The organism is Bacillus mycoides, assembly GCF_001757995.1.
Taxonomy (GTDB): domain Bacteria; phylum Bacillota; class Bacilli; order Bacillales; family Bacillaceae_G; genus Bacillus_A; species Bacillus_A mycoides_B.
The window spans coordinates 90,290-108,620 of record NZ_LXLV01000025.1 but is presented as its reverse complement, the minus strand read 5'-3'; the positions used below and the strand labels follow the sequence as shown (position 1 = coordinate 108,620).

Annotated in this window: 24 protein-coding genes; 8 read left to right on the top strand and 16 right to left on the bottom strand. The window is 34.5% G+C overall.

Annotation, left to right across the window (positions count from 1 at the left end; all coding sequences use genetic code 11):
* Positions 1-1,610 precede the first annotated feature (1,610 nt).
* A complete protein-coding gene (locus tag BWGOE10_RS29765) occupies positions 1,611-1,805 on the top strand; it encodes a hypothetical protein (RefSeq protein ID WP_081338104.1) in 195 nt (64 codons plus the stop codon).
* A gap of 69 nt (positions 1,806-1,874) precedes the next feature.
* On the opposite strand, the gene BWGOE10_RS32820 is transcribed toward BWGOE10_RS29765, so the two are convergent.
* The 12 genes from BWGOE10_RS32820 to BWGOE10_RS10280 form a co-directional block, all read right to left on the bottom strand.
* Positions 1,875-2,015 (bottom strand): hypothetical protein, encoded by a 141-nt coding sequence (locus BWGOE10_RS32820; RefSeq protein ID WP_097809065.1) that lies wholly within the window; start codon positions 2,013-2,015, stop codon positions 1,875-1,877.
* A gap of 37 nt (positions 2,016-2,052) precedes the next feature.
* Positions 2,053-2,244: a DUF3954 domain-containing protein gene (locus tag BWGOE10_RS10330; protein ID WP_044442009.1), complete on the bottom strand. Its 192-nt coding sequence runs from the start codon at positions 2,242-2,244 to the stop codon at positions 2,053-2,055.
* A 74-nt stretch (positions 2,245-2,318) separates the two neighbouring features.
* Positions 2,319-2,681, bottom strand: coding sequence for a cell division protein SepF (locus BWGOE10_RS10325; RefSeq protein WP_070142275.1), 363 nt, complete (start codon positions 2,679-2,681; stop codon positions 2,319-2,321).
* A complete protein-coding gene (locus BWGOE10_RS10320; RefSeq protein ID WP_070142274.1) occupies positions 2,656-2,943 on the bottom strand; it encodes a hypothetical protein in 288 nt (95 codons plus the stop codon). The genes BWGOE10_RS10325 and BWGOE10_RS10320 overlap by 26 nt, the downstream gene beginning before the upstream one ends.
* Positions 2,912-3,106, bottom strand: a complete 195-nt coding sequence (locus BWGOE10_RS10315; RefSeq protein WP_070142272.1) for a hypothetical protein — start codon at positions 3,104-3,106, stop codon at positions 2,912-2,914. The genes BWGOE10_RS10320 and BWGOE10_RS10315 overlap by 32 nt, the downstream gene beginning before the upstream one ends.
* Positions 3,107-3,108: 2 nt before the next feature.
* Positions 3,109-4,431, bottom strand: a complete 1,323-nt coding sequence (gene dnaB / locus BWGOE10_RS10310) for a replicative DNA helicase (protein WP_070142270.1) — start codon at positions 4,429-4,431, stop codon at positions 3,109-3,111.
* Positions 4,428-5,378, bottom strand: coding sequence for a DnaD domain-containing protein (locus BWGOE10_RS10305; protein ID WP_070142269.1), 951 nt, complete (start codon positions 5,376-5,378; stop codon positions 4,428-4,430). The genes dnaB and BWGOE10_RS10305 overlap by 4 nt, the downstream gene beginning before the upstream one ends.
* Before the next feature lie 118 nt (positions 5,379-5,496).
* Complete coding sequence (locus tag BWGOE10_RS10300) at positions 5,497-5,781, bottom strand: hypothetical protein (RefSeq protein WP_070142267.1); 285 nt, start codon at positions 5,779-5,781, stop codon at positions 5,497-5,499.
* 183 nt (positions 5,782-5,964) lie between these two features.
* Positions 5,965-6,186, bottom strand: a complete 222-nt coding sequence (locus BWGOE10_RS10295) for a hypothetical protein (protein WP_033659540.1) — start codon at positions 6,184-6,186, stop codon at positions 5,965-5,967.
* 28 nt (positions 6,187-6,214) lie between these two features.
* Positions 6,215-6,730 carry a helix-turn-helix domain-containing protein gene (locus tag BWGOE10_RS10290; RefSeq protein ID WP_070142265.1) on the bottom strand — a complete coding sequence of 172 codons (516 nt, stop codon included), beginning with the start codon at positions 6,728-6,730 and terminating at the stop codon, positions 6,215-6,217.
* 67 nt (positions 6,731-6,797) lie between these two features.
* Positions 6,798-7,097, bottom strand: a complete 300-nt coding sequence (locus tag BWGOE10_RS10285) for a helix-turn-helix domain-containing protein (protein WP_070142263.1) — start codon at positions 7,095-7,097, stop codon at positions 6,798-6,800.
* A gap of 18 nt (positions 7,098-7,115) precedes the next feature.
* Complete coding sequence (locus BWGOE10_RS10280; protein WP_070142261.1) at positions 7,116-7,367, bottom strand: helix-turn-helix domain-containing protein; 252 nt, start codon at positions 7,365-7,367, stop codon at positions 7,116-7,118.
* 161 nt (positions 7,368-7,528) lie between these two features.
* On the opposite strand from BWGOE10_RS10280, the gene BWGOE10_RS10275 reads away from it, so the two are divergent.
* The 3 genes from BWGOE10_RS10275 to BWGOE10_RS10265 all read left to right on the top strand — a co-directional run bounded on the left by BWGOE10_RS10275 (position 7,529) and on the right by BWGOE10_RS10265 (position 9,786).
* On the top strand, positions 7,529-7,906 hold the full coding sequence (locus BWGOE10_RS10275; protein ID WP_070142259.1) for a helix-turn-helix domain-containing protein: 378 nt from the start codon (positions 7,529-7,531) through the stop codon (positions 7,904-7,906).
* 201 nt (positions 7,907-8,107) lie between these two features.
* Positions 8,108-8,626, top strand: a complete 519-nt coding sequence (locus BWGOE10_RS10270; protein ID WP_070142257.1) for an ImmA/IrrE family metallo-endopeptidase — start codon at positions 8,108-8,110, stop codon at positions 8,624-8,626.
* Positions 8,627-8,646: 20 nt separating this feature from the next.
* A complete protein-coding gene (locus BWGOE10_RS10265) occupies positions 8,647-9,786 on the top strand; it encodes a tyrosine-type recombinase/integrase (protein ID WP_070142255.1) in 1,140 nt (379 codons plus the stop codon).
* Between the two features lie 354 nt (positions 9,787-10,140).
* On the opposite strand, the gene BWGOE10_RS10260 is transcribed toward BWGOE10_RS10265, so the two are convergent.
* From BWGOE10_RS10260 to exsG, 4 genes are all read right to left on the bottom strand, one after another.
* Entirely contained in the window at positions 10,141-10,416 is a 276-nt protein-coding gene (locus BWGOE10_RS10260; protein WP_000427797.1) for a stage V sporulation protein S, read from the bottom strand.
* A 318-nt stretch (positions 10,417-10,734) separates the two neighbouring features.
* On the bottom strand, positions 10,735-12,345 hold the full coding sequence (locus BWGOE10_RS10255; protein WP_081338103.1) for a lipase family alpha/beta hydrolase: 1,611 nt from the start codon (positions 12,343-12,345) through the stop codon (positions 10,735-10,737).
* A 263-nt stretch (positions 12,346-12,608) separates the two neighbouring features.
* Positions 12,609-12,818, bottom strand: coding sequence for a hypothetical protein (locus BWGOE10_RS10250; protein WP_070142250.1), 210 nt, complete (start codon positions 12,816-12,818; stop codon positions 12,609-12,611).
* A 248-nt stretch (positions 12,819-13,066) separates the two neighbouring features.
* Positions 13,067-13,219 (bottom strand): exosporium protein ExsG, encoded by a 153-nt coding sequence (gene exsG / locus BWGOE10_RS10245; RefSeq protein ID WP_000395676.1) that lies wholly within the window; start codon positions 13,217-13,219, stop codon positions 13,067-13,069.
* A gap of 208 nt (positions 13,220-13,427) precedes the next feature.
* Between exsG and BWGOE10_RS10240 the strand changes: the two genes are divergently transcribed.
* The 4 genes from BWGOE10_RS10240 to nirD all read left to right on the top strand — a co-directional run bounded on the left by BWGOE10_RS10240 (position 13,428) and on the right by nirD (position 18,280).
* A complete protein-coding gene (locus BWGOE10_RS10240; RefSeq protein ID WP_070142248.1) occupies positions 13,428-14,381 on the top strand; it encodes an excalibur calcium-binding domain-containing protein in 954 nt (317 codons plus the stop codon).
* 203 nt (positions 14,382-14,584) lie between these two features.
* Positions 14,585-15,292 carry an iron-sulfur cluster repair di-iron protein gene (gene ric / locus BWGOE10_RS10235; protein WP_070142246.1) on the top strand — a complete coding sequence of 236 codons (708 nt, stop codon included), beginning with the start codon at positions 14,585-14,587 and terminating at the stop codon, positions 15,290-15,292.
* A 253-nt stretch (positions 15,293-15,545) separates the two neighbouring features.
* Positions 15,546-17,948, top strand: a complete 2,403-nt coding sequence (nirB, locus tag BWGOE10_RS10230) for an NADPH-nitrite reductase large subunit (RefSeq protein ID WP_070142244.1) — start codon at positions 15,546-15,548, stop codon at positions 17,946-17,948.
* Positions 17,949-17,962: 14 nt separating this feature from the next.
* Complete coding sequence (gene nirD, locus BWGOE10_RS10225) at positions 17,963-18,280, top strand: nitrite reductase small subunit NirD (RefSeq protein WP_070142242.1); 318 nt, start codon at positions 17,963-17,965, stop codon at positions 18,278-18,280.
* Positions 18,281-18,331 lie beyond the last annotated feature (51 nt).

Sequence of the window (18,331 nt, the reverse complement as noted above, 5' to 3'; positions counted from 1 at the left end):
TTTTTAAATTTATCTGAATAAAATTCCAAAACTTCCACATAATATCTACAAGCTGTTCAATTCCTGAATAGCAGCCGTTTTCTTTTTTTAACAAGTTGCAATGGAGCAGTTAGCTTTGGCTAGCTGCTCTTTTGTTTTCAACATTTAAGCAGGTTTTGAATACATTAAAGTCTACCTTTCTTTATAACGTGAGCTGGCCACTTACGCTATTCCCATGCAACAAAGGGCACTAATGAAAGTGTCCTTTGTTGCATGGGAATATTTTATAAAATGAAGTTTTTGTTTAGCTTTCTTTTTTGCATAACATTTTCACTTCTGCTCATACTATAGTTGTAACCTTTAGTTACAGTGTATTGTGGGTATTGTTCTTGTTGGACGATAAAGCAGTTAGTTCATTGAGCTAGCTGCTTTATCATTTATATAAACATCACCATTTCCTAAGTACAAAATAGCGTTTTTATTAAAAAACTTTTCACCTTTAAACTGGACAAGCATATGTTATTGTATGGAGAATCTCCACTCATAAGATTCTTACCTTTCTAAGAGCACGCTTATAGGTGTGCTCTTTTAATTTGTTATTCAATGACGATTCAGCTTTAAGATCACACCATTCTAAAACAGTATGCATATAATGTAGTATTTCCTCTTTCTATATAAATTTTGGTGCAGAGCGCTTTTTTAAGCGCTCTTTAGTTTTAAAATAACGATTTTGTTACTTTTCCGTAACCACTTTAGGCTTATATACATGTTACAATTTATATGATTTTGCAGATTCCCCTTTGCAAATCCATATATCTGTTCTGCCCTTGTGACCCCAAAATACAAGGGCAGTTTTTAATAAAAAATAACTATTTTGTTTAGTTTTGAACCGTTACATTCCTCTTTACGAATAATCTTTTTTGTATTACACATACTACCTCTAAGCCGATCTCTCCCCGGCTGCACTCTTTCAAAAGGGAAAGCGCTCCTCCGTGCCGTGCAAGAACATGGCGGGCAACTTAATCAGTTGCCCGCTGTTTTTGTGTATAATCGTAAAAATTCTTGTACAAAATAACGCTTTTGTTTGAAAGATGTATATTTTTATACGCAATTCATATACTTTAAATAACCTGTTATGACTTAAACTAATATTTTAGTGCCATTCCACTTTTTTTGAGACAACAAGCCCTCCGGTTGTTGTCTTTTTTCTTTTCTCTATTCAAATAAAGATTTTATTGTACAACTACACATACCTAAACAGCATGCATACAATATCATGTGTATTCTTTTTCAGTATAAGTTTTGGTCAGAGAGCGCCTTGGAAAGCGCTCTTTAGTTTTAAATTAGGATTTTATTTAATTTCCCATTCATCTTTTTAATTCTTTTGAATATATTATTATCATTCAAAGGAATACACAGGTTGCCCTGGACCAATTTCCTTGTATTCCTTGTATTCCTTATACATAGAACCCGTTATGATTAGTGGGTTCTTTTATTTTGTTCGTCATACAATAACTATTTTGTTAAATTTCTCAATTCACAAAGTACTAACTTTATAAAATGAATTCATATATATTTATTGAATACATATTAAGTTCATATAAAACCAAATAATTTAGGAGCTGATTAGTATGACAAGTAAACCACTAGTAATAACGCTTCCTCCTATATCAAAAACCAAAATTACTTTTTATTCTTCTTCTGGTAAAGTAATTAACCACACTTTTTTTACAAACGAAACTTCAGAACCTATAGCAACGTTTGCATATTGCCCTATAGAATTCGAAAGATTTGAAACTAAAAGAATGCCAGTCCTTATAAAATAATTTTTCATAGATGTTTTCCTAAATCTCCTAGATTTCAGGGGATTATTTTATATAAAATAACGCTTTTGTTTAGTTTTTTTCTGGTTTAATTATTTTCACTTCATGCGGAATTCCTGATTCCTTTGTTACATAGATAGCATCTTCATAAGCTTTTAAAATATCATCGTAATCTTCCATCAATTCTCCACCTAAATAAATTCCAAATCTCATTACTCATCTCTCCCTTTTTAATAAAATTCAAATTCTATTAAATTAATTGCGTTTTCCGCTCATCCATACGAGTTACTTTTCCGTTTTTATATACAAAGGACTGTTCACCGTGACCACTAGTTGGTGGTTCAATCAGATGAACTTTTCCATCTTTCACAACGTAAATCATATTCTGATTTAATGAAATTTCAGCTGTCATTTCTGCAATGTTTTCTTTAATAATTCCCACCGAAACCACTCCCACATGTGTTATAATTACTTTGTCGAAAGTAGTCGGGAGTATTCTCGGCTTTTTTTATTTGTCTACAAATATTGAACAACGTTTTCTGGAATGAATGCTTGTTCAAGTGATAAATGAAGCCGTATTGGAATCGGCTCTTTTTCATCTCTTGCTCGCTTACACATTTCTTCAGCTTCTTCCCATACAAATTGTTTATCCTCCGCTCGTTTGTAACGCCAAATCCCAATTGCGTAATCTTCAAATAACTCGTAACTCTCATCAGGTGCTGTCGTTGGTTTCAACTCATCAATCGCTTTTGCTTGACGTGGTATTTGTACAACTACATCCGCATAACGTAGTTGTGAATTCAAACGATGGATTGTTGCTTTCTTTGAATCAAATGAAACAACAGGCTCAACATCAAAAATTGTTAATTGCTTCCGCATGTTCTTCACTCTTTTCTTTTCTCATCATTACTACATAGCAAGTATCAGCATTCGTTTGTGTAAAGCTATAATTGGCTGTGCTAATCTTTCCATTCGTTCGTTTATGAATGAATTCTCTTTGAAGCTGTACTAACGATCTAATCGGATGAACACATGAATATCCTCGCTTTTCTAAATCTTGTACAGCACGTAAAATATCTCTAAACTTTTTACGCTTGAGGTGAATCGTATTACCATTTCGCCAATCTCTCGTGAGAATCATGATCATTGTCCTCCAATACTTGCAAGCTTGCGATTAAAATTCCCTCTAGCTGCGTTAATGTTAGTTGATCTAATGTTTGTCCGTTAATTTCAGCTAACCCTAATCCTAATAATTTACGAATAATTGCTAGTTTCCTACGCTCTACTTCCTGCCGTAACAACATGATTAAGCCTCCTGTTGATGACTAAACTTCCGGTCTAAGTTCACAAATTTACTAAATTCTTTAATGAATGCTAGTTCAACAACACCAACTGGACCATTTCTCTGTTTCGCTAAAATGATTTCCGTAATGTTTTTATTTTCTGTTTCACGGTCATAGTAATCTTCACGATATAAGAATGCGATTAAGTCCGCATCTTGCTCAATTTGACCATTCTCACGTAAGTCTGATAGTAATGGTCTTTTATCTTGCCTACTTTCAACAGCACGGCTTAATTGTGATAGTGCGACTACGCATACATTTAACTCTCTTGCCATAAGTTTTAGCTTACGACTAATCTCACCGATTTCTTGCATACGATTCCCTCTATGCTTTGGATCACCGACAATGAGCTGTAAGTAATCAATTGCTATGAATACTTTTTTATCTGGATATTTTCGCTTTAGCTTTCTCGTCTTCGCATAAATTTCTTGCATAGTCACGTTTGCTTTATCGTATATTTCTAACGGCAAATCATTTATTAATCCCATTGCCTGGCTAATCTTTTCCCAATCCTTTAAATTACATAGTTTTTTAGGATTCTTTAATTTCGAGGCATCTATATTTCCAGTACTTGAGATCATTCGCTTAAGCAGCTGTTCTTCTCCCATCTCTAGCGAAAAGATGCCTGTTGCTGTATTAGAGCTTGCTGCATGAAATGTGACGTTTAATACAAATGCTGTTTTCCCCATCGAAGGACGTGCACCGACAATGATTAAATCGCCCTCTTGAAGTCCAGCTGTCATTCTATTCAAATCGTCGTAACCGGTGTTTATTCCTGTTAAATCTCCTACATCGATTTGCATTTGCTTATACAGATCAACTAGGGTTTCCTTTAGATTAAATTCATCTGAATAACCTGTTTCTTCAATAGCGCTTAACTCATCTATCGATGTACTAATAGCGCTCATATCTCTTTCATGCTGAAGACGGTTATATAAGTTACCAGCAACCTCTTGAGCATGTCTCATTTTCCAAGCTTCGATAATTAAGCCTTCGTGATACGAAAAGTTTTTCGTCGTTGGAACAACTTCGGTTAAGTTTACAAAGAACGCAATACCACCAATTTGATTCGTAAAACTGTCTTCAAATTTCCCCATGAGAGCAACAAGATCTATTGGGACTTCTGCATCCTCTAACTCTCTCATCGCTTTAAAAATCACTTGGTGTGTTGGTAAAGAAAACTGTTTTGCCTTTAGCTGGCAATCTTTAATTAAATCGCCTTCTTGGATAATGCTACCTAAAACACTTTGTTCAGCTTCTGTGTTACGAATCATATCGTTACTCATTGGGCCAACCACGCATTCTGTTGGTTAAGTACTGCAAGTTCTTCTTCTGTTGGAATGTTCTGCTCCCATGCTTTTTGCTGCTGTATTACGTTTTTAGTAGATTCCGATAAGCCTTTTTGTTGATAAGGTGCTTGTATCGGTTGTTGCCCTTTTGCTAATCGTTGAGCACGAAATTCTTTATCAGCCGCTTCAACATCTGCTACTGTTTTCAATCCTTTAAGATGCCAGTCTCGTAAAATCGTATTTACGTAAGACATGTTTCTCGTATTCTTTTCTAAAGCAATTTCCATAGCTTTTAAAACTAGCTCTGCATTTAAATCGTCTATCCAAGCGTGAATACCATCTGCGATAAAAGGTGTAACGAATCCGAAGTTTTGCTCGTAAAAAGAAATTGGATTAACCTCAACAACTTCTTCCGCGCCTGCGCGTTCTTCTTGTTGTTGTTCTTTTTCTTCTTCTTTTTCTTTTTCTTCTTCCTTGCTAGGGTCTTGGAAGCCCCTTATCAGCCCCTCCAAACGGACTGATAAATACTCCTTAATACGAGGAATTTTAAAATCTTGTTCCCTTTCTAATTGCAAACATGTTTCATAAAAATCAACCAGAAAATCTTGATCTTTTACAGATTGAATTTCTTTTAAAACACACTTTTCAATGTTTACATTTTTAATCGGATTGAATTTTAACCAGTTGATTAAGAACAACTCTTTTGTTTTTTGGTTGTAATTAATTTTCCCGTACTCTGCAAAACGTTCTAATAGCTTCATAACAGTTTCACGGTTGTACCCTGTATCAGTTTCAATGATGCGAAGTGGAAGCTCATAGATTCCTGATTGAGACGTCTTACTGTTTGTCATCAAATACAAGTAAAAATACTTTTCCTCTGGTGTAAGATCTAAAACAAATGAATCCTGCCAAAATGAAACGTGTACCGGTCTATAAACTGCCATATTATTCATCCTCCATTGTTTTACTTGATTTACTTTGATATAATTTAACTAAATTAGTATTTATAAAGACTCGCTATACGTGTCTTAAATCTATCACTCTGCCAAGTGATAGATTTTTTTATTTTCTACGACTAACTAATGATGCATTGATTCCTTTACCTTGAAGGTTTTTAACAACTACACGAAAACTCTTTGATACATCATGATCTTCTCTTGCGTTACGAATACTCTTGAATTCTTTAGCGCACCTATTTAACTCTTTCTCCCAGTAATCTGCTTCATCAAGCGAGCCAGCATTGAACATGTTATGAATACATGTCACCATGCAGTTATGTAATTCATTTGCAAAAGCAAAGTCTCCTGGTAGAACTAAATCAAACAGACGATTACATTCTACCTTCATGTTTCATCCCTCACTTCAAATAATTTGATACTGTACGTATCGTTATGGCCAGAAAGTACAATCTTATAAACTATTAACAACAGGAGAACAAATCTTTCTGGCCATAACGACAAGCGCAGTTGCTTGTCGCATTAAATCGGAATATGTTATAATTCATTTGTTGATATTTTTGGTTATCGCGGGCTATGCGGTAGCCTTTTCTTTTTTCTTTTTATTTTTCAAAACAAATGCAGCTTCTATAATTCGAATTCTTATCTCCGTTAATTTCTTCTCTTGCTTTAAACTTTTAGCTTTTATAAAATCTCCACAAATTGATGCGATTCGGATATCACCATATAAATTTGCTTCTTTTCTTACCAGTTCTTTATATTGCTTTAAAGTTGGACTCACATAATCAATTGTCATTACTCTAACCTCCCTAGTAATAATCAAATTAACCATCTGTATATTTCCTTGCTCTCAGTGAAACCTTCCAATACTTAAATATATCTGTCATTGAAAAACCGTACTGATCACATAAGACCGCGACTAGGCTCATCATCGAACCCGTAGCATCTAAAATTTCATGCATAGCCTTTTTCATAGATTCTTTCTCCTGTTCAGACCATGCTTGTGAAGGTTTAAACCAACATAATGTATCAAGCTGTTTCAAAGCTTCATTTGTTTCTTGCTGAACCATGTACCTCATACTTGTAGGATGAAGGTCTATGTATTCTCCATTAAAGAATGGGATACTTACATGACCTGTCGCTTCACTCCACATTTTAAAAAACAGTTGTGGATCATCTATTCCTTCAGTAATACATTTTCGTAAGTCTTTCGGTATTCGTCGTTTTTCAGTTTCATATTTTGCTAAAGACTCACGACTCACAGGGATTTCTAAGTAGAGTTGTTCTTGAGTGATTCCCTTTCGTTTACGTGCCATAGCAACTTCTTTTCCTATAGACATCGTTTACTTCCCCCATTCGTACCTAACGTATTATTTATTTGTGACAACCCAACATGGTAACTTAGTATTAGACAGATTCTTTTAATGGATTGTAGTACTCAGTATTATTTTCGACCCAGTCAGTATGATTTTCCATCCACTTAAAAAGAAGATGTGTAGGAATAAGAACACCCGCTTCGCGACATACTGGAAAATCAGAACGATTTAATAACTCTGATGCTTTGGTACGTTTAATATGTAGCAGGTCCATTAATTCCGTTACTGTAAGGAATGGTGGCAATTCATTTTGCTTTTGTATATGAATCGTTGCCCTTTCCACTTCTTCACGAATAATTTGACGGAAACTTTCTACATCAAAACTAAACATGATAGTCACCACCTTAGGCTAGTTTTTTATTCTTTTTAGTTGAGAATATGAACACTCAAGTTTACTATTAGTTAACTCAAACTCCAAAAAAATATCATCTGGGGTTAAATTAAACACTCCAGATATTCTTACAGCTAAATCATATGTTAATCTTCTTTTTCCATTTTCAATTTGCCAATAATAAGGTTTGCTAACACCTATTGAATCCGCAACATTTTGTAATGACATTTTGTTTACCACTCTAATTTCTTTTAATTTCTCTAGTTTCATTTTTTCACCACCAAACATTATTAACTGCTTGTTAACAACAATTATAAGTTAACCATTAGCTAACGTCAATGTAAAAGTTTCTATTTAGTTAACTTTATTTTTATAAATTTACGTTAACATTTAGTTAACATATAATTAATGTATGTAAAGGAGGGATTACCTTGGATTTCCCTACACGCCTTAAGCAAATACGCCTTGAACATAAGTTAACTCAAGAACAATTAGGCGAAAAAATAAATGTTACAAAAGTTTCTGTATCTGGTTATGAAAACGGAAATCGTACTCCCGACACAGACACACTGCAAAAATTAGCTGATTCCTTCGATATATCTGTAGACTATCTTCTTGGTCGAACAAATAAGCGAAGTCTGAATAATACACCTGATGAATTTAATCAGCCTCTTAACGATCCTGAACTCGGATTATGGTTCAAAGACATCAAAGATGCTTCTCCAGAGAAACAGGAGGAACTACGCCTGTTTTGGGAATTTATTAAGATGAAAGAAAAGAATCGTAAGCCTGGGGATAAACAAAAATAATACACGCTGTTATTGCGTGTATTATTTTTGTTTATCTTAAAATGTATGAATATTGCACAAACACCTAATTTTTCGAACATAAGTGTTCAATACCTATATAAACAGAAATAGAATTATCGATAAAGCCCTCTTCACGGGCTTTTCTTTTTGCGGTAAAATAAGAACAAGTGTTCTTATTTTGAGATGTTGGAGTGAAATAACATGTACAAATCGCAGCCCTACTACACTACACAACTTGAAGACTATATGCAACACTTGTACCAATCTCTGTCTATCTTTGTTCCAGAACAAATGGATATGATGAAAATTGCACAAAAACTAAACATTTGGCTTTATTTTGTTCCGATTGGAAGTTGTGCAATGAAACGTAATGGTCTAGCAAGCATCATATTAGATGAACGGAAATCGCAGCAAGAGCAATTTGAAGACTTCGGCCACGAAGTTGCACACCTTCTATTTCATGCTGGGAACCAATTAAATATGCCTAAAATGTTCATGGATTATCAAGAAGCAAAAGCTAAGAATTTTGAACTACATTTTTGTATTCCCACTTTCATGTTAAGAAACTTGCCCCCTTCACATTTAACAGCACATTTTATAGCTGAGACTTTTAACGTCTCACTACAATTTGCTGAAAAAAGACTTTTGCGTTATGAAAACCAACTATTAGCCAATAAGTTGCATGATGTTATTGCTCAAAACTACACAATGATTCAATAATTTTTAAAGGAGGGTTAAATTTGAAAGGATACTTTCATAAGCGCGGAGATAGGTGGTCATTTACAATAGATATTGGTATAGATCAAATGACTGGCAAAAGAAAACAAAAAAGCAAAAGTGGATTTAGAACTAAAAAAGAAGCTCAAAATGCTGCTGCAGCTATGATTACAGAGATAGAAAAAGGAATGTATTTTGATGATAAACAATTAAGTGTATTAGATATCTGGGAAAAATTACAGCCTATTCGAAAAGCTGAGTTAAAAATAACTTCTTATGAAAAAGACATGAGCCTAGTTAGACTTTATATTCTTCCCACATTTGGTTATAAAAAAATTAAAAGCATTAAGCCTGTAATGATTCAAAGCTATTATGCTGAACTTAAAGAAAAAGGTCTATCAAATGGTACAATCAGCAATATACATCGCTGCTTCAGATGCATATTCAAACATGCTGTAGAATGGGAAATCATACATGGTAATATAATGAATAAAGTAAAAAAGCCGCGTGAAGAGCAAGGGGAAATGAAAACCTGGTCTAGTGAGGAATGTAATCGATTCCTCCAATATTTAAAAGAAAAAAATAAAAAGTACTATATGTTCTTTTTACTTGCGATCTATACAGGTATGAGACGTGGGGAATTACTTGCACTGACATGGAAAGATATTGACTTTGATAACAAACGTATCTTAGTTAATAAATCTCTTGTAAAAACTGAAAAAGGATTATTTAAAGCTGCTACAAAAACTAAATCTTCCAATAGAAGCATTAGTATCTCCTCCTTTGTTGTAACAGAGTTACAATCATACTACGTCTATAAAAAGAAGGAGTTTTTCCGCTGGGGCATACATTTGAATGAAGAGGCATTTATTTTCGCTGGCAATACAATTCATTCTCCCTTACATATAGATGCTCCCCATCGTTTTTTAAAAGATCACTACAGAAAAGCTGGTGTTCCGCGAATTCGTATTCACGACTTAAGACATACTCATGCAACACTTATGCTTCAAGCGGGTGAGCATCCTAAAATTGTTCAGGATCGTTTAGGCCACTCTTCTATTCAAATGACCTTAGACAAGTATAGCCATATCACACAAAACATGCAGCAACAGGCCGCAGAGAATTTTGAGAATGTAATAAAATCTTATGAAAACATCAAATAAAAACAAAAAAATTCGAATGTGAGCAAAATGTGAGCATTAATAAAAAGCAGAGCCTATAAACCTTGATATAACAAGGTTTATAGGCCTATATCGTTGAATCTTGGGAGAAGAATGAGCAGTTTTAGTATTTATTTTAAAAAACATAAAAACTTCAAAAATGCCAAATCCCTTATGTCACAAAGGATTTGGCATTTTTAAGTTTCCAGAAAAATCCGATAAATATAAATAGAAATTAAAAGTCATGAATCCGGTACAATACTGTGTCCACGCCCAAGGAACTGTCAAATGAAATAACGTGTCTAATTTTTTGGAGTCTATTGACCTTTTCAAATCCCCTTATATTAGTGCTCGCTATTAAGACCTTTTCCTTCTAGGGCCTACAATTAATTTGATTGCTGTTCTTTCTTGATTATCGATAGTAACCTCTTGAAACGCTGGAACAAGAACCAAATCAATTCCACTTGGAGCGACAAAACCTCTTGCAATCGCAATTGCTTTAATCGCTTGATTTAAAGAACCAGCTCCAATTACTTGTATTTCTACATTGCCACTTGCTCTTAGTACACCGGCTATTGCACCTGCCACTGAATTTGGACTTGATTTTGAGGATACCTTTAATATATTTTCCATGTAAGTTGCTCCCTCTATTATTTAATCTCTCTTTTCTTACGGTTTGAAATATAACTAACGTATCTTTAACTACTATTCATACCAAAAGCAAACAATTCTGTATAATTACATTCATTCGATATTTTTTGCCTTCTTCCTGCTCAATTGCATAAATAAAAAGCGATGACTAAGTTGAAAACTTAGTCATCGCTTTTTCCATTTCTCTGTTTCACTAAAATGCTTTCCTTTTTCTATTCATCTAATAAACATGAAAAAGTGCCGAAATCCTTCTATCGCAAAAATTCGGCATTTTTTTTATTAAAACCGATTCATTCTTTCCTACTTCTCTACATAAACCGATTTAACTATCGTACGATTATAAGGTTGTCCTTCCTTATTCATCCCTTTTATATCAATTGTAACGTTATATACACCCTGCTGTTCTATATTTTTCAAAGCACCTGTAAATATATTTGCATTAATATTTTGCGATTCACTTGATTCAGAAACTAACTTTCCATCTTTATTAATTACTCTTACTGTTACTGAAAGATCGCCTTTCATTTCTGGAACTGCAGGTGATTTTTTGAGTTTATACTCTGCTTTATTTGCTTTAACCTTTGCCGGCATTTGAAGGACGAACGGAGCATCTTTTTTGTAATCGGTTACGATTAAATATGCATCTTTCGGCTGCTTCGCCATCATTTTAACTTGCCATTCTCCTGCTTCCATTTTATCAAATTTAAATGTTCTTATAGTCGCTCCTTTAAAGAACGATTCACCTTCACCAGTAGTTATAGCACTATCTTTTTTTGTATAAACTTTTCCTTTTGGAGATATTAGTTGTATTTCTACATCCGAAGAAGCTGTTAAAATAGAAACTACCCCTTCTGCTTTTTTATCAACTGCGACAGTTTGTCCTACCCACTCATTTTGTGACAACTCTCCTCCTAAAATAGCTTGATTAGAAGTTGTGTTTAATTGTTCTACCTTTTCCTCTGAACTATTACTCGGGGCTAATAAAGCTGGTACTGGTACATTTGCTGTCCGTAAATATGGTTCAATTCGTGAAAAAACGGCTGAACCTTTTCGTATATTATCATGATCAAATCGTGAATCTGTAAATAAATGTGTTCCATATGGTAACTTAGCACTCCATTCGTTCACTAATCCATCATTAGAACCGTATGATGACAAATACAACCCGCCCGTAGATAATGCTGAAAAAACAGGTCCCCAGCTTGTCCCAGTAGCCGTATAGTAACGGTTTAATTTAGCTGCAGGATTATTATCTATTGTAGAACGAAACTTTGCCATTTCACCTATTTGCAATGAATAGGTCCCATCATCTTTTTGACCTAATATAGAGGCAAGCCATCCTGCCCACCAACTATATGATAAATCCGCTAAATTTGATCCGTAATGCGGAGTGGCAAGCGTAATAACATTTCCAACAAATCGATTCGCTCCATATCCAACTAACGCAGCTTGTGTATCGATACCACCTTTACTATGAGCTACAACATTCACTTTTTTACCAAAATGATTATAAATTTCTTCAAGCTTTTGTGCTAACAATTTTCCATTGTCCCATTGGCTAGCTGATCCTTTCCCCGCAGCATCATATAATTGAATAAATACAGTTTGATAGCCTGCTTTCAAAGCATAATCGTACATATCATTCATATCATGATATACTGTCTTTCCATACCAACTATCCGCATTACCATTTCTTCCTTGTACAAAGAGAATTGGTGGTTTATTCTCATCATAATTAGCAGGTTTCTGGCCTAAAAACCATTCTCCAGGAGTAAATACTTCTTGATCTGGAAAGCCAGTCTTAAGCTCTGTTACAACCTCTGCGTGTACATTTGTACTAACAACCATCGGACTCATAAAACAAAGTACAATAAGTAATACGATACACCTTTTCATAATCCCCATTAACATCCCCCTTTTTTCTCTCGAAAGAAAGCGCTACCATTACATTGAACACCAATTGTTTTAAATTCCATTTAATCAATTACTTTTACGATACATTTGAATAAGAAATTAATAGCCACATTCCTTTCTTATCAAACGTTATTCTCTCAACATTCCTTCATTCCTTTTTACAATAAGCGTTTTGAATATTTCTCAATAAAGCATTCTCTTTACAAAAAAGCTGCGTATAAAAGGTCTCTTTAATAACCTTTTATACGCAGCTTCTTTGTTTAAAACTCGATGATGTACTCATCATCATATTTATCGTATTGCAAACCAGCTCCTATTTTGAATTCTGTAACTTGATCTCTTAAAAATGGTGCATCTTCTATTTTACTAGTTGCAATTTCAATCCCATATTTTTTTGTTAAATGCGCTAACTCTATTAAAAACCATTCTCTTCGCAACGCGACTGGAATATCATACGTTCGTCTTTTCATATATACTAGCACCTCTTCTATTTTCATTATTGAAAAGAGTATCACTTCTACTTTCGATACACTTTTTAAAACTATCGTTCATCATCAAAGGTCAATGAAACATTATAGTATATGCATGTCCATTTTAAACGTGCTATGGCAAAAATAATATTAAAAAACTTAAAAACCTCATTTAGTTTACATAAAAAAATTATGTAATAGTAAAAGGGTAAGGCTTGTCCCTCATCCTTTTACTATCAAAATCTAAATTAAGAACATCTCGGTACACCTAAAGCTAAAAATAAACCTGCTACTCCTGCTGTAATTGGCACTTTCAACGTAATAACATCATCTACTTTTGTTACTAAAAAGTAAGCATTCCCTTCTTGTAACACGCAATTCACTAGTAATTGAAATTCCATACAAATCTCCTCCTTTCAATCGATATACTATAATTTATGAAATCTCTTTCAAAAAGTAATAGTAAATATATCTATTTTTCCTTATATATAAAATAAATGTTTATTCGTCTATTAAAAATATTAATTTTCTAAATTAATATAAAACGTGTACTATCCAATAAATTCCTATATAATCTATAGAGAAAATCTTACAAATGGAGGTATGAAAATGGCTATTTTGAGTAATATTGGTGTAGCTTTATTTTTGATTGCTATCATTCTTTTAATCTTATGTATCATTTCATTCTTTAAGAAAAATGGAAAAGCAAAACAATATGGTCGTCCAACTGTTATTCTTTTTATGATTTCAATTATCTTAATGGTGACCGGCACAACAAAATCTGAACACCCAGTCGTCGAATTTTTTTCTACTTTAAGTTTCATTCTATTTATATTTTTCCTTGTTCTTGCAATATTATCTGTTATTAAGAAAACGGGTGTAGCAAAAAAACAATTTATAATTACAGCTGTTTTATTTGTCATTTTTGTTGCGCTATCAGGTATTTCAAGTCCTTCTTCTGAAAAAACGAAAGCAACTAATAAACAAGTCGCTTCTAATAGTGAAGAGAAAAAAGATGACGAAAAGAAAAAGGAATTAGAAAAGAAAGAAGCGGACGAAAAAACTCGTAAGCAAGAAGATGAGAAACGTCAAGCTGAGGAACTAGCTCGTAAGCAAGAGGATGAGAAACGCCAAGCTGAAGAACAGGCCCGTAAACAACAAGAAGAGCAACAGCGTCAAGCTGAAGAACAGGCCCGTAAACAACAAGAAGAGCAACAGCGTCAAGCTGAAGAACAAGCCCGTAAACAACAAGAAGAGCAACAACGCCAAGCCGCTGAACAAGCTCGCAAACAACAAGAAGAGCAACAACGTCAAGCCGCTGAACAAGCTCGCAAACAACAAGAAGAGCAACAACGTCAAGCTGCTGAGCAAGCTCGCGTACAACAGGAACAACAAAAAGCACAGCAAACTCAAACACAACCGGCTGCTGGAAGCAATAGTAATACATATTTCAAAAATTGTACTGAAGTTAAAAATGCTGGGAAAGCCCCATTATATAGAGACCAACCAGGATATAGCTCTAAACTTGATCGTGATGGCGATGGAGTTGCGTGTGAAAGATAGTAATAAAAAAGAAGCTTCTACTAAGCTTCTTTTTTTATTATCGTAAAGTATTGCGACGAATTACGCTTCCTCTTACTTAAATAAAACTCCTTTTATTATTCTCAAAAATGACACATAATAAGTGATTTAAATCACCACATTGATTTTAATTTATCGCTATTCTTGATTTAGATATTACATTTAAACTTTATGGAGGAATTCATATGAAACATACATTTACTGAAACTTCAATTATCGGTGAGATTGTAACACAATTTCCGAAAGCTAGTGATCTTTTTAAATCATATAGAATAGACTTTTGTTGTGGTGGTAATAGACCACTTATTGATGCAATTAATGAAAGAAATTTATCGGCAATAGAGGTAATCACAGAGTTAAATACGCTTTATCATAAAACGAAACTATTAAACGAATCTGAAATTGATTGGAAAAATGCTTCTTATCAAGAATTGATTGATTATGTTGTAAACAAGCATCATCGCTATTTAAATGAAGAATTGCCACAGTTAAGTCCATATGTGACGAAAGTATTACGCGTTCATGGGGCAAGTCAGCCTCATTTAGCTCAAATTCATAAGCTATTTCATGAACTTAAGATTGAATTAGAACAACATTTAATTAAAGAAGAAACGGAAGATTTCCCATTAATTTTAGAATTCGAACAAAATCCGACTGATGAAAATTATGCAAAATTACGTATAGTAGTAGACGCATTAGAAAGTGAGCATGACCACGCTGGCAATATTATTAAAGAACTTCGTAAGGTGACCAATGACTTTACTCCACCAGAAGGAGCTTGCGGCACTTATCGCCTTGTTTACCAGCGCCTTGAAGCCCTTGAATCTGACTTATTTGAACATATTCATTTAGAAAATAACATTTTATTTCCACGTGCAATTACGAAAGCATAAATAAAGTGCAGGACATGAGTATAAATGCTCATGTCCTGCTTTTTCATTGTATGAAAAATATTTATACTTCCCCTCCCCCTCTACCCTTGTAACCATATTCCCTTTCGCTTCTCCCTTCACATAAATCCGAATTTCAACAATTTGTGAATCATTATAAAAATGTGATAAATATCACATCTCCCTCTTTTTTAATTTTCTATAATAGAAACATAATATACTTTGTTCAACATTTCACATAAAAGGGGAAATGAATATGAAAAAACGTTTAGTAATGATCGGAAATGGTATGGCTGGAATACGCTGTATGGAAGAAATATTAAAACATGATAGTGAATATAATATTACTATTTTTGGAGATGAACCACATCCAAACTACAATCGCATTATGCTCTCTCATGTTCTGCAGGGAAAAACAAATATGCAAGATATCATTATGAACGAATATAGTTGGTACGAAGAAAATGAAATAACTTTATATACAAACGAGAGAGTTCAAAGTATTGACCGAGAAGAAAAAGTCATTGTCACAGAAAAAAATCGTACTCTTACATATGACAAACTCATTATCGCAACGGGATCTAGTGCTTTTATATTACCTGTTGAAGGTTCCACCCTTCCTGGTGTGACTGGATTTCGAACAATTGAAGATACACAATTTATGATAAATACTGCTAAAGATAAGAAAAAGGCCGTTGTCATTGGTGGTGGATTACTTGGTTTAGAAGCCGCAAGAGGACTCATTGACTTAGGAATGGATGTACATGTCGTTCATTTAATGCCGGGCTTAATGGAGCAACAATTAGATGCTAAAGCAGCTTCCCTTCTGCGTGAAGATTTAGAAGCGCAAGGCATGAAATTTCTCATGGAAAAGAAAACTGTAAAGATTCTTGGTACAGATCATGTTGAGGGCATTCAATTTGAAGATGGTGAAATTGTAAATTGTGATTTAATTGTAATGGCTGTCGGAATACGTCCGAATACTCAAATAGCAAAAGATGCTAGTTTAATTGTAAATCGCGGTATTGTAGTCAACGACTATATGCAAACGAATGATGAATCCATTTATGCGGTTGGAGAATGTGCAGAACATGACGGTATCGCATATGGACTTGTTGCCCCACTTTATGAACAAGGCGCAATTTTAGCAAAGCATATAACAAATTTACAAACTGATGGATATGTGGGCAGTATCGTCGGTACACAATTAAAAGTTGCAGGTTGTGATTTATTCTCTGCTGGCCAAATTTATGAAGATGATATAACGAAAGCAATATCAATCTTTGATGAATGTAAACGTTCCTATAAAAAAGTATTAGTTCGTGACAATAAAGTCGTTGGTATTGTTTTATATGGTGATACTGCTGATGGTACACGCCTCTTTAGCATGTTAAAGAAAGAAGAAGACATACAAGAATATACAGCAGCTTCCCTTCTTCACAAAGCTGGTGAAGAAAACGAACTTAACGTTGCTACTATGAGTGCGGATGACACTATTTGCGGATGTAATGGTGTTACGAAAGGCACAATAGTTCACGCCATTTTAGAACAAGAGTTAACTACTTTTGAAGAAGTTAAAGGATGCACGAAAGCCGCAGGTTCTTGTGGTAAATGTCGCCCACTTGTTGAGCAAATTTTATCTCATACACTTGGAGATTCTTTTGATGCCTCAGCACAATCTGCCGGTATGTGTGGATGTACAACTTTATCACGTGATGAAGTTGTAGCGGCAATTCATGAGAAAGGTTTAAAATCGCCAAAAGAAGTACGAAATGTTCTTGATTTTGCACATGAAGACGGCTGTTCAAAATGTCGTCCTGCTTTAAACTACTATTTACGTATGGCGATCCCAGAAGAATATGCAGATGATAAATCATCCCGTTACGTTAATGAAAGAATGAATGGTAACATCCAGCATGATGGTACATTTTCTGTTATTCCACGTATGTACGGAGGCGTTACAACCGCAGATGATTTAATGAAAATTGCTGAAGTTGCGAAAAAATATGACGTTCCTCTCGTAAAAATTACAGGCGCAAGTCGAATCGGTTTATATGGTGTTAAGAAACAAGATTTACCTAACGTATGGGCCGACTTAAATATGACTTCTGGATATGCGTATTCAAAATCTCTTCGTAATGTAAAATCATGTGTTGGCTCTCGCTACTGTCGGTTCGGTACGAAAGATTCATTAGGACTTGGTATGCTACTTGAACAATCATTAGAAATGGTAGATACACCTCATAAAATGAAGATGGGTGTAACGGGTTGTCCACGTAACTGTGCTGAAGTACTAACGAAAGATTTTGGCGTTGTTTGTGTCGAAAATGGATTCCAACTTTATATTGGCGGAAATGGTGGTACGGAAGTACGCGAAGCTGACTTTGTAATGATTGTCCCTACTGAAGATGATGTACTTCGCATCGCTACAGCTTACGTACAATATTATCGTGAAACTGGTATTTACGGGGAGCGCACTGCCTACTGGACAGAACGATTAGGCTTCGATCACATAAAAGAAATACTACAAGATACAAACATGGTCACTATGCTAAATGAGCGTTTCCAAACAGCTCGTAGCACATATACGGAAGCATGGGGACAAGCACTAGAAACGAAGTCATTAAAAGCGATGTATGAAGTAGAAACTGTAAAATAAGGAGCGTGCACTATATGTTACAAACGAAAGAAAAAATAAAAATTATGCGTGCGGATGACCTTCCTTTTCAAATTGGTAAAGAGGTGCAAATGAAAGGTATGTCTATCGCCCTATTTCGTCTCTCAAATGGCGATATTCGAGCTGTAGAAAATCGTTGTCCTCATAAAAACGGTCCATTAGCAGAAGGAATTGTATCTGGGGAATTCGTCTTTTGCCCACTACATGATTGGAAAATTTCATTAGTAACAGGTGAAGTTCAAAAACCTGATGACGGTTGTATTCAAACGTACGAAGTAGAAGTTATTGACGGGGATATTTATCTATACATGTAATTGATAAAAGGAAGCCTCCCCTGGCTTCCTTTTAAATAAAAATAGAAGAGG